At 43.4% G+C, this 12,848-nt stretch carries 6 protein-coding genes; all 6 read left to right on the forward strand.

Translation table 11 applies throughout. The features are described 5' to 3' along the window. Positions 1-60 precede the first annotated feature (60 nt). The 6 genes from J2X77_RS11895 to J2X77_RS11920 all read left to right on the forward strand — a co-directional run bounded on the left by J2X77_RS11895 (position 61) and on the right by J2X77_RS11920 (position 12,368). Positions 61-3,597 carry a SusC/RagA family TonB-linked outer membrane protein gene (locus tag J2X77_RS11895; RefSeq protein ID WP_209579036.1) on the forward strand — a complete coding sequence of 1,179 codons (3,537 nt, stop codon included), beginning with the start codon at positions 61-63 and terminating at the stop codon, positions 3,595-3,597. A 14-nt stretch (positions 3,598-3,611) separates the two neighbouring features. Continuing rightward, a complete protein-coding gene (locus J2X77_RS11900; RefSeq protein WP_310080922.1) occupies positions 3,612-5,378 on the forward strand; it encodes a RagB/SusD family nutrient uptake outer membrane protein in 1,767 nt (588 codons plus the stop codon). 65 nt (positions 5,379-5,443) lie between these two features. Next, positions 5,444-8,086, forward strand: coding sequence for an alpha-L-fucosidase (locus tag J2X77_RS11905; protein WP_209579037.1), 2,643 nt, complete (start codon positions 5,444-5,446; stop codon positions 8,084-8,086). 101 nt (positions 8,087-8,187) lie between these two features. Then, positions 8,188-9,081, forward strand: a complete 894-nt coding sequence (locus tag J2X77_RS11910; protein ID WP_209579038.1) for an SGNH/GDSL hydrolase family protein — start codon at positions 8,188-8,190, stop codon at positions 9,079-9,081. A gap of 54 nt (positions 9,082-9,135) precedes the next feature. Beyond that, entirely contained in the window at positions 9,136-10,974 is a 1,839-nt protein-coding gene (locus J2X77_RS11915; RefSeq protein ID WP_209579039.1) for an alpha-L-fucosidase, read from the forward strand. 110 nt (positions 10,975-11,084) lie between these two features. Next, positions 11,085-12,368 (forward strand): Gfo/Idh/MocA family protein, encoded by a 1,284-nt coding sequence (locus J2X77_RS11920; RefSeq protein WP_209579040.1) that lies wholly within the window; start codon positions 11,085-11,087, stop codon positions 12,366-12,368. The last annotated feature ends 480 nt before the right edge of the window (positions 12,369-12,848 follow it).

Raw genomic sequence — 12,848 nt, forward strand, 5'->3', positions numbered from 1 at the left:
ATTTTTTATCCATTTGTTAGGCTACACCCGTGGAGTTTAACTTTACGAAGTATACTGATTATGAAATTGATCGTACTCATTTCCTTGCTGACTGCTATGCAACTATTTGCGGAAGGAAATGCGCAGACCATAAATTTAACCGCAAAACATGTGACCCTAAACCAGGTAATGCGTGATCTACAAAAGCAGAGTGGTGTCAATTTTTTCTTGAATGGCAAGGCGCTCGCGCAGACGCGTCTGTCAGTCAATATACAGCATGCCAAATTGGACGATGCCTTAAATGCCATCGTAGCGCCTCTGGACCTGGAATGGGTTAAAAAAGATGAGGTGATCGTGATAAAGCCTAAAAGAAATCCAATGATTTCCGAACCTAAAGAAACTCTGCAGCGGCGTATTAGTGGTAAGGTCGTCAATGGAAAGGGGCAGATACTTGTCGGAACGACAATTAGCGTAAAAGGTACCAATATCTCCACAGTAACAGATCAGGATGGGAGATTTACGATCCAGTTGCCAGCCGCAAACAGTATTTTGATATTTTCAAATGTAGGGTATCAGGGGCTAGAAAAAAGTACCACTGGCATTGAAGAAATGCATGTTGTGCTTCAGGAGGTTATCAGTGGTTTGGATGAGGTCGTTGTTGTCGGATACGGAAGTCAGAAGCGCGCAAATGTGATTGGTGCTGTATCAACTGTGAACGGAAGTTCGGTTGAAAATCGATCGACTGCTACACTGAGCTCTTCATTGGCTGGACTCGCGGCCGGCGTTAATGTGCAGAATACAACAGGAAAACCTGGAGCAGATGGTGCTAATATTCTGATCCGCGGAAAAGGGACCTTAAATAACACCTCACCGTTGGTGGTGATCGATGGTATCGTCGGTTCTATGGATGCTGTTAATCCAAACGATGTCGAGTCGATTTCAATTTTAAAAGATGCAGCTACCGCAGCAATTTATGGTTCTTTGGGGTCAAATGGTGTTATATTAATTACCACAAAAAAGGGAGCCAAGGGGAAAAACAATGTGTCCTATACGGGAATGGTTTCGATGCTGCAGCCTAATAATGTACCCGAATTTATCACCGATTATGCACAACATATGCGTCTGGTGAATGAGGGCTTCAAGAATTTGGGCCAGGCAGCTGTTTACACGGACGCAACAATCAATCTCTGGGAGGAAGCAAAGAGAAATCCGAAAGGCTTTACTGAATTTGGAATTCCCAATGAGGTCGCTTACCCCAATACAAACTGGGGCGATGTGCTTTTTGGACAGCGCAAACTTTTACAAAATCACAATCTCTCTTTAAATGGCGGCAACGACAACACGCAATACCTTTTTTCAGTCGGATATTTCAATAATCCCGGAACGATGCCCGAAACCGGAGCGGATAAGGTACGTATGAGGATAAACTTACAGTCGAAAGTCGCTAAGTTTTTAACCGTGGGTACCCAAACCTTTGGGGATATGCAAAACCTAAGTGTGGCTGATGTGGTGACGGCATATTCTTACCTCACCCAAACGGTGCCCGGAGTTTATCCATACTACAACGGCGTTTATGGTTTCCCAGCTGCTGCTGAAGAATCAGCCACCGCAAATAATGCCCTGGCTTTTCTAAATGGGATGGGGGGAAAGAACCAGGTGAACCGATTCAATACCACACTATTTGCGAAATTAGACCTGATGAGAGGGCTGCAATTCGAATCGAAAGTAAATTACAATTATGCTTATAATGAGACCAATTCGCACCAGGTACCTTATGAAAAATGGAATTTTGCAACCAACAAATTGAGTACAGCCGCGCTGGCGGCGGGACAAATAACAACTCAATATGGTGTCACCAAGAGTTACAATGTGATCATTGATAATGTATTGCGTTATTCCGGATCTTTTGGCAAACACGATGTGGGCGGAATTTTGGGCTATAATGAACAGTATTTTAACCAATATAATATCGGAGCGGCCAAACTTGGACTTGTACATCCTGATCTGACAACATTTAACTCGGCAACGACAATGAGTTCCATCACTGGTGATGAGCTTGATTACGGGTTGCGATCCTTTTTTGGTCGTGCCAATTACGCTTATGATAACAAATACCTCGCCGAAGCGGTAGTTCGGTACGATGGATCATCACGATTTGGAACCGCCAAACGCTGGGGCTTCTTTCCCGCTTTTTCTGCAGGATGGCGTATATCGGAGGAATCTTTTATGCGTCCGCTCAAATCCTTTTTGAGTGATCTTCGAATAAGGGCCTCGTGGGGTAAAACCGGGAACAATGCTTCTCCGGGCAATTACGATCATCTTCCCTCATATGGTGCTGTAAATTATTCATTCAATAATCAGGCTGTGCGTGGTTTGGCGCAGACTAAACTAGGAAATGATCTGTTGCACTGGGAAACGACGACGACTACAAATGTGGGCTTCACAGCGACAGCATTAAAAAATAAATTGACGGTCGAATTTGATGCGTATCGCGCTTATACCGATGGGATTTTATATGTACCGACTATTCCATCAGCGGTGGGTACTGCTACTGCAGCAACGATGAATATTGCCGAGGTGAGCAAGCGGGGAATTGAATTGACCGTCGGATATCAAGATAAAATCAACAGTTTTAAGTATGGTCTATCAGCCAATTTCGCCTACAACACCAATCGGGTCGAAAAATATAAAGGCGCGCTGTCGGAAGGCTATGTTACCGATGCTGCCGGCAATAGGGTTTACCAGTCCAATATCGGTATGGTTTCTAATGGGGTAAACCAGCGGATTCTGGAAGGGCACGAAATTAATGAATTCTATCTGTATAATGTCTACCGTGGTTCAGGAAGCCATTTCTTAGCAGATGGTTCTGTTGATAAAAATGGAGGACCGCATGATGGCATGATTCGTACCGAGCAGGATATGGCTTGGTTAAAAGCGATGGTAGACGCAGGCTATTCATTTCAACCTGCCGATGGGATAGATCCTACAAAGATCTGGTATGGTGACTTGATTTATTCGGATATGAACGCCGATGGCATCTACGGAAATGTATACGATCAGCGATTTATGGGCAAAAGGGCAACACCGGCATTTAATTACGGCCTTAGTATCAATATGGCCTACAAAGGATTCGATGCTTCCATGATTTGGTCGGCTTCTTCAGGTATGTCATATTATTGGAATGAACTGTATCTCAATTCATCCATCGTCGCGCAGGGTAAATCGATGCCCGCATTGGTTGCAAACGATCATTATTATTATAATGCCGCCAATCCTTCGGATCCCAACAATCAGATAGATGGTTATTATCCACGTCTAAAAGGAGTGACCGATGCACAGAATGGACGTACCAGCGATTATTACTTGTATAATGCTTCGTTCGTGAAGCTAAGGAATCTTCAGTTGGGCTATACGCTACCCGAAAGTTTATCGAATCGTTTTTCGATCGCTAAACTCCGGATTTACTTAGCTGGTGAAAACCTATTAACATGGACAAAGTTCCCCGGGCTAGATCCCGAAATTGGACCCGCAAGCAATGATCCTGCGCTGATCAATTCTTCCGTTGTGAACTACCCTACGATGCGACAATATTCGCTGGGTTTAAATCTTACCTTTTAATCTGAATGAGAATCATGAAAAAGATAAAAAAATTTCTAGCGATCGTATTACTGATCAGTATAGCGAGTTGTAAAAAAGATCTTTTGGACACCTCCCCATATTCTTCGGTCTCTACAGCAACGATGTGGACAACCGATAATTTAACTGATTTGGGCATTGCAGGAATCTATAGTTCCTTTCGTCTACTAATGGGGCATAGCGGACTGATCTCTCCTTATGAGCTGTATCAGTTTGACCGTTTCTCCTATACGGGGCAGGCCCGTTTTGATGAGCCCTTATTGACAGGTACCATTACTGCTGGTGACCCTTTATTTGTAAATGTTTGGAAAATTCAATATGAAGGGATTCAGCGTGCAAATGATGCATTAAAAAATATTCCCATAAAGTCACCTTCAACGGCCGAAAAGAAAGCAAAATACCTCGCTGAAGCAAAATTTCTCCGCGCTTATTTTTACTTCCGGCTCAATCAGCTCTACAAGGGGGTGCCAATTTATCTCGAACCTTTTACAGCCGCTGAGGCTATCAAAGGACGTAGTTCGGAAGAGGAGGTGTGGAATCAAATATTAGCAGACCTAAACGATTGTATTGCAGAACCCAATTTCCCAGATCGGTATACTGCCGGCAATGCCAACTATGGGCATGCAACAAAGGCGGCCGCTTATGCCTTAAGGGGTAAAGTTTATCTCTACCGAAAAGATTGGACGAAGGCGGTGGCTGATTTTCAAAAAGTTAAAGATGCTGGCCACACACTCTTTGGCGATTATAAAGCCCTATTTAAAGAGGCTAATGAACAGTGTCCTGAGATGATTTTTTCCATTCAGCATCGTAGTGAACAGGGATATGGGAATAATATGCAGCTATTCTGTGGTTGGCCTTCCGTCTATTCGCGCGGATGGAATTATTATATGCCCTCGCCGCATTTGGTCGATCTCTATGAAAATACTGACGGTTCTCAATTTGAATGGAATAAAGTTATTCCTGGATATAGCAGCTTAACTGAAAATGAGCGGGAAGTCTTTTTTCTTCGGAACAACCTGACGGAGGCCGAGAAAGCTGCTGCAACATTAAGAGGAGCAAAGATGAGTCTATACCTGCCTCAAGGTAATGAAGAACGTATCAAAAAGGCCTATGAAAATCGAGATCCACGCTTGCAGGCCAATGTCGTGACGCCCTATTCAACTTTTAGAGGCGCCTATAATTTTACTAATGTGGAAAGCCTTCAATCTATGCGCTGGCCGTTTCGTGGACAAGCACAGGTAGACGGCGATATTCAGAGTGATACACAGATCAACTTCTTTTATTTTTACCGAAAATTTGTCGCAGAGGGGGTTAATGAGATTGTTGACCGTAATTATGGCCCCATTGATTTCCCGATCTTCCGCTATGCAGACATATTGCTGATGTGGGCTGAGGCACTAAATGAAGATGGAAAATTGAATGAAGCGATTGCAAAAGTCAATGAAGTACGGCAACGTGCTGGCGTAGCGCTGTTAAATTCCAATGCCGCAACTACTGTCGCTGGGAAGGAAGGCTTACGCCTGCGTATCCGCAACGAACGTCGTGTGGAGTTTCCGAATGAAGGCATCAATTATTTTGACGAATTGCGCTGGGGAACCTGGAAAGAGACCGTGTTTAAAGCGGGCAATGGACGTAAGCAGGTTTGGGGAACAAATGTTGGGAATTATAGCTATAAGGGCGATTTCTTAAATGTATGGCCTATTCCTACCTCAGAAATACAAATGAACGTGAACCTGGTGCAAAATCCAGGCTGGATAGACTAACATAAATTCAAGCCGGGGAAGAAAACTTCTAGGCGATCCCCGGCGCCACCTAAATAAACCTAAATATGATCGTTTTTAGATATAGCCTATACGTTATTTATTTTTTGATCTTTTATTATCCTTTTCTGTTGCGCGCTGATACAAGTGATTTTGTGAAAAAAGGATTTGATTTAGCGGAACGGCAGTACGCCTTACTGTATCAACACCATACCGACCTGAGTAACTATCCGCGATCGGCAGATCGCAATGGGAAAACAACTTTTACGGATATCCGGGATTGGACAGGCGGCTTTTGGCCGGGTTGCCTTTGGTATGTCTTTGAATATACCGGCGATGATCGATGGCGGGACGCCGCATTAAAATGGACAAATTCATTACGTCAAAATCAATTTAATACGCAGCATCATGATATTGGTTTCGTGATGAATAGCAGTTATGGGAATGCTTATCGGTTGACTGGTGATAGTACCATCAAATCAATCTTAATCCAGAGTGCCAAATCTCTCTTAACCCGTTTCAACCCGAAGGTAGGCGCAATTAAATCTTGGGATGTATTTCCTTCCTGGGATGGTAAGCATCGTTATCAGTTTCCGGTTATTATCGACAATATGATGAATTTGGAACTGCTTTTTTTGGCTTCCAAATTATCAGGTGACTCCGTCTACCGTAATGTCGCCATTCGGCATGCACAGACAACGCTAAAAAATCAATATCGACCAGATTACAGTTCTTATCATGTGGTTTCGTATGACCCCAATACAGGTGCAGTATTAAGCAAAGAAACTGCACAGGGCTTTTCGGATAATTCCGCCTGGGCAAGGGGGCAAGCCTGGGGATTGTATGGCTTTGTGCTGATGTACCGCGAAACGAAAGACCCAATGTATCTTCAAGCCGCACAAAAAATGGCTGATTTTTATGCAAAGCATCCACGATTGCCTAACGATGGGGTTCCGTTGTGGGACTTTGATGTCGATCAACCGGGGTTTGTTCCAAACTGGACGTATCAAAAAGACGATTTTGAAACCATACCCAGAGATGCATCAGCAGCAGCCGTCACCGCTTCTGCTTTGTTGGAACTGGTAGACTATGTAAGGCCCGAACAACAACAAGAGTACCTGGATCTGGCTGAAAAGATCTTGCGATCAATGGGCTCCTCAAATTATTCAAGTGAAGTGGGAGCCAATGGCCTATTTGTCCTAAAGCATAGCGTCGGTAGCATTCCGCATAAAGGGGAAATTGATGTACCCTTGATTTATGCAGACTATTACTATCTGGAAGCTCTGATACGCTTTAACAAACGTAAACATCGGTTTGCGCAGCTGATCAATGAATGGCAGCAGATGAATAAGCAGAAGGTTCAGGCACTCCAGGATTTTCAGCGGCAAAAATTTGGACTTTTTATTCATTGGGGGCTTTATGCCATTCCAGGTGGAATTTGGAATGGGAAAAAGATGGAAGATATGGGCAGTCCAAGTGTAGCCGAATGGATTCAATTGGTGGCGAAAATTCCGCGCTCAGCCTATGCCCAATTAGCGGATCAATTCTCCCCGCAAGCTTTTGATGCCGATAAAATAGTTCGCATGGCCAAGGATGCCGGGATGAAATATCTTGTTGTAACCAGCAAGCATCATGATGGATTTGCCCTATACCATTCGGAAGTAAGCTCATTTAACGTGTTACAGGCGACACCCTATAAACGGGATGTCATTCAGGAACTTTACGATGCTTGCATTCGTCATCAACTCGATTTTGGTGTCTATTACTCCCATAATATTGATTGGCGGGATGGTAGTGATGCGCAATATGCTGTGAGCAAAGCTCAAAATGATCTTACAAATATAAAAACCAATGATTTCGGTGCCAACCGTTGGGATCCAAGCCCCAATTCCTATGCTTCCTATCTCAACGAAAAAGCAATTCCTCAGGTAAAGGAAATTTTGACACGGTTCAAACAGCTGAAATACATCTGGTTTGATATGCCCGGACTGATGACCGCTGAACAAAGCTTCCGTTTCTATAAAACTGTATATGTTTGTAACCCAGGTGTGATTGTTTCGGAACGGATTGGCAATGGTATGGGCGATTATGCCATTCCCGGTGATAATCGCATTCCCGAACCTTCGGAACGTTTTGGTCAACCTTGGGAAGCCATCGGGACATTTAACCATTCCTGGGGCTATAAATCTTATGACCATGATTGGAAAGACGTGGACGAACTGCGTTATTGGCTTTTGGAAATCGTCAGCAAAGGTGGTAATTATATGCTCAATATCGGGCCAGATGCACAAGGAAATATAGCTACACCTGTAAAAAATAATCTGGCTATCTTAGGAAAATGGTTGCGTTTTAATGCTGAGGCGGTTTATGGAACATCACCCTGGATCACCACACATGAGGGACCAACACTGATTCGGATAACGGATACTGAACAACGGGAGAAAGAAGGATTTAGAGCATCTTTTACACCTTCGGATTTTTGGTTTACCAAAAAAAATGACTGTGTTTATGCTATGGCTCTCGTAGCGCCTAAGGATGGAATAGTCCATCTGAAGTCCCTGAACCAGAATAAAGCTAAAGTAAAGTCAGTGGAAATCTTAGGGTATGGTCAGGTTCGTTTTAAGCAGGATAAGCATGCATTGCGGCTGAAATTACCCAAGAAGACACAAAATAGTACCTTAGGCTATACCCTCAAGATAAAATTAGGCTAACCAGAAGATTGGCTAAATCGATTATGATGAAATTAAAGCGAGTATTAAACTCAAATAAAAAGTGCGTCTTGTTGCTGTTTGTCTGTTTAGATTTTTGGTGTATGCAAGCTTCCGGGCAGAGTAATAGGGATCATTTTTCTTGGGGTGAAGGTAAAACGGTTCTTTTTTTAGGAAACAGCATTACCTATGCAGGGCAATATGTCGCTATGACGGAGACTCTATTTCTCAGTCTACATCCGAAAACGAAATCTCGGTTTATCAATTCTGGGCTGCCGAGCGAGACAGTATCTGGTCTTAGTGAACCAAATCATGCGGAAGGTAAATTTATCCGACCTTGTCTGTTTGACCGTTTGGACAATGTACTTGATAAAATCAATCCCGAGGTTGTTTTTGTCTGTTATGGCATGAACGACGGAATCTACCTTCCTTTTGATTCCGTCCGTTTTGAAGCCTACAAAAATGGGATAATACGGCTTCACACACGCTTGGTTGATGCTGGTGTGAAGCGCATCCTATGGATGACTCCGCCTGTACATGATGATCCGCAGCTCCGGCTTAATGGTTATAATAACGTATTGGATCGTTATGCGCAATGGCTGATTGGCTATGCCAAAATGCAGTCCTGGGAAATCATAGACCTGCATTTTGCCATGCGTCGCTACTTGGAAGCTAGGATCGAGAGGGAACCCCATTTTAAGCTGGCTGCGGATGGCATACACCCTGGCGAACTGGGCCATTGGCTAATGGCAAAGGAAATTATACAGCACCTGATGCCTAGCTTTCCACTTCAAAGTACATGGGAGGACAATTTGCGCGGTAAACCACGCATGATCCAATTATATACACTTATTTTAAAAAGACAGACGATTATGAAAAACGCATGGTTGACTTTTACAGGTCATAGGAGGCCTGGTTTATCAAAGGGAATAGCGGTGGAGGATGCGAACATAGCGTACAATGCCATTCAGGAGGAAATTGAAACTTTGGGCTTCTAATCGTCAGTAGCCTATCATCCGAATAAATAAAACTTATATGTATAAATCGATATCATGAAGAAAATCATTTTTTTAAAGTGGCAGTTTACAGTAGCCTTGGTTCTGTTTTTATGCAGCATCGATGCAGCCATTTCACAGACTAAGTCGCTACCCTATGAGGGGGTAGCCGGCTGGCAGGAAACCCAAGAAAAGCGTATGGAATGGTTTAAGGAAGCCCGTTTTGGCCTTTTTATCCATTGGGGATTGTACAGTGCAGCAGGAGGTTCTTTTGAAGGGAAGCAGTACCCACAGCATTATGCCGAGTGGATACAGACATGGGGTAAGATACCCAGTAAGCGGTATGCTGAAGTGCTGAAACCAAAATTCACATTACGTTCTTTCGATCCGAAATTCTGGGCGCGTCTTGCAAAGAAAACGGGTATGAAGTATATGGTGCTGACCTCGCGACACCACGAAGGCTTTAGCCTGTTCAATAGCCAACAACCTTATGCCTTGAAAAATGATGTTACGGGTACGGCAAATTTATCGCCGAAAGGAAGAGATCTTTACCGGGAAATTATGGATGCTTTCCGTCAGGAAGGGATGAAAGTAGGAGCTTATTATTCGCTCTTGGATTGGCAACATCCCGATTCTTATGAGGCCTTTCAGCTGAACCCGAATGTGGATAAGCATCAGCCAGATCATGAACGCTATAAAGCCTATCTCTATGGCCAGATTAAAGAGCTTGCACAGCAATACGGACGCTTAGATATGCTGTGGCCCGACTTTAGTAATAAAGAGCACGAGGGCGAAGCCTGGGGGACGAAACATATTTTGACAGATCTGATCAAATGGCAGCCCACTATTATTATCAATAATCGATTTTGGAATGGACTTGAAAATAGGAATGGCGATATTGGTACTCCAGAGAAATATATACCGCCAACCGGCTTGCCCGGCATGTACTGGGAGGTAAGCCATACCATGAATGAAAGTTATGGTTATAGTGCGCACGATAAAAATTGGAAAAGCTTTCCCAAGATCATGCAATTATTTGTGGAAACGGTGAGTAAAGGAGGAAATTTTTTGTTAAATGTCGGACCCGATGGTGACGGAGCCATTCCTGAACCTGCAGTGCAAATTATGGAGCAAATCGGGGAGTGGATGAAGATCAATAGCGAAGCTATTTACGGTACCACCGCGAGCCCTTTCCAAGCCTTGGATTGGGGGTATTGTACCCAAAAAAATGGGAAGCTGTATCTGCATGTTTTTGATCGTCCGGCCGATGGAAAAATAAATCTGCCCATCAAAAATAAAGTGACGGCTGTTTACGCCCTAGCTTCACCTCAAATGAAATTGAAATCCACTATAGAAAACGGGAGACCAGCAATTCCTGTTGATATCTTCGACAGTAAAAAAGGACCGAAGGTTATTGTGGTCGAAATCCAGGGGAAGCCGATTGTTGAGGAAAGCCTGACCCAAACACAGGCAGACGGACGTATCGTGATGAACGCTAATAATGCAAAATTACAGGAAGGAAAGGGATTAAAAATTATTGGTGCGCATACCCATGATCCAAACCGCCCGAACGCCATTGGTCAATGGAAAGACCTTGCGGATAAAGTTTTTTGGGATATTAAAATTCAAAAACCAGGGAAGTATCGCGTGCTCGTCAGTTATCTGGCCAATAGCAGTCAGCACGGCAAGATTGCACTCTCGATGCTTGGACAGCAGCTGCCATGCACATTCGTAGCTGAAAAAGATACTAAATTTAAGGAAGTTCTAATAGGGATCATTGAGGTGTCCCAGCAAGTAATTGGCGAGCCCAGTACAAAAGTAACTTTAAAAGCTGTAGCCATTGAAGGCAATACTTTACCAGAGATTGCATCGATAACTTTGGTTCCGATTCAATAATAAACTATCTTTAGGGAAACCTGAAAAATCATTTATATAAAAACATTTTGCCGCCGAGGAACGAATAAGTGTCCATAAAGACGAGCAGAAAAATAAACTATCCATAAAGAATGAAAAGAAGAGAATTTATAGCCAAGGGAATTGTCTCCTCTTTGGCTTTTACAATTGTCCCGCGAGTTGTGTTGGGAGGCAATAGATTTCTTGCGCCAAGTGATCGTATCAATCTCGGATTTATTGGTGTCGGAAAACAATCCTATACGTTGATGAATGGCCTCAATCGTTGCAAGGAAATTGCAAGTCTGGCGGCCTGTGATGTAGACCGTAACAAATTGGCAGCATTTATTGCTGCAACAGCAAAGAAACAAACGGAATTGTCAAAAGTACAGAGCGAGATCAAGGCCTATCACCATTATCGGGAATTATTGGATCGGAAAGATATTGACGCTGTTGTCATTGCTACGCCAGATCATTGGCACGCACAGATTGCAGTTGATGCTGCTAAGGCAGGAAAAGATATTTATTGTGAGAAGCCGCTTGCGCTGACCATAGCCGAAGGCAGGGCAATGGTTGAAGCAACGCGTAAATATAAGCGAGTGTTTCAAACGGGCAGCATGCAGCGTTCCTCCTACAATTTCAGGCAGGCTGCAGAACTGGTCCTCAATGGCTATATCGGCAAAATAAAAGAAATCAATGTTTCTGTGGGCGAACCAGTCAAACAATGTGACCTTCCCGCTATGCCTGCTCCCGATTATCTCGATTGGGATATGTGGGTAGGACCTTCACCTTATCGCGGCTACAATCCGATATTAAGTCCCCCTTTGGAGGATGATAAATGGGCCTGGTGGCGTGGTTACCGGGATTTTGGAGGCGGCTATATCACCGATTGGGGAGCACATATGTTTGATATTGTCCAATGGGCATTGGGCATGGATGATTCTGGCCCCGTTGCGTTCAATCCTCCTAAAACACCGAACAGTAACAGTGGGCTCTCTTTTAGCTATGCAAATGGTGTTATCGTAAATCATAAACAATGGGGGGTACATAATGCGATACAGTTTATCGGTGAAAAAGGGAAGATTGAGGTAAGCCGGGAGTTTATACGCTCTAACCCGGGTAATTTGGCGAATCTTAAACTGACTTCTTCTGATCGTCGTTTGTATTATAGTGATAATCACTATCAGGACTGGGTTGATGCGATTAAAAAAAGAAGTAAGCCTATCTGTGATGTTGAAATAGGTCACCGGACGAGCTCAGTGTGCAATGCCATCAATATTGCATATGAACTGCAAAAGGATTTAAAATGGAACCCGCAAAAAGAACAATTTGATAACGAATATGCCAATCTCCTGCGTAGCCGACCTTACAGAGGAGAATGGGATTTTAAAAAGTTTTAGTAAAGAAAATAGGCGATTAATTGTAAACAGGCTTAGCAAAATACGCTAAGCCTGTTAAGCATCCGCTCACAATTTTTTGATCAAATAGTGGGGAAAGATTCGTACCTGCTTCGTACCTTATTCGGATGCAATACAGATATGGTACAGCTATTGACTAGATATTGACCAGACTCTGACCAGGAATTATCTGGTCAACTTTCGATCAATAACCGTAGCAAGATTGTCCACATCCGAAGGTGATACGAACAATACGAAGACGACCCGAAAACAGCATTAGGGATATAGGCAAAAAAAGGCCATGTAACACAAGTTGTTCTGCTGACGGTTAACTGTCGAAAGCGAGTATATTGAAGAGATTATTCACACGATTTGATCACTAGATCGCTTTTCTTATCGGGAGATAAAAAAACATGGCCCGCTGATTTAAAACAAAGAGGACAAAAAGAAAATTTGCTATTCTGGAGAGATAATTGCTTTATT

The sequence above is a fragment of the Sphingobacterium sp. 2149 genome (assembly GCF_031455655.1).
Taxonomy (GTDB): domain Bacteria; phylum Bacteroidota; class Bacteroidia; order Sphingobacteriales; family Sphingobacteriaceae; genus Sphingobacterium.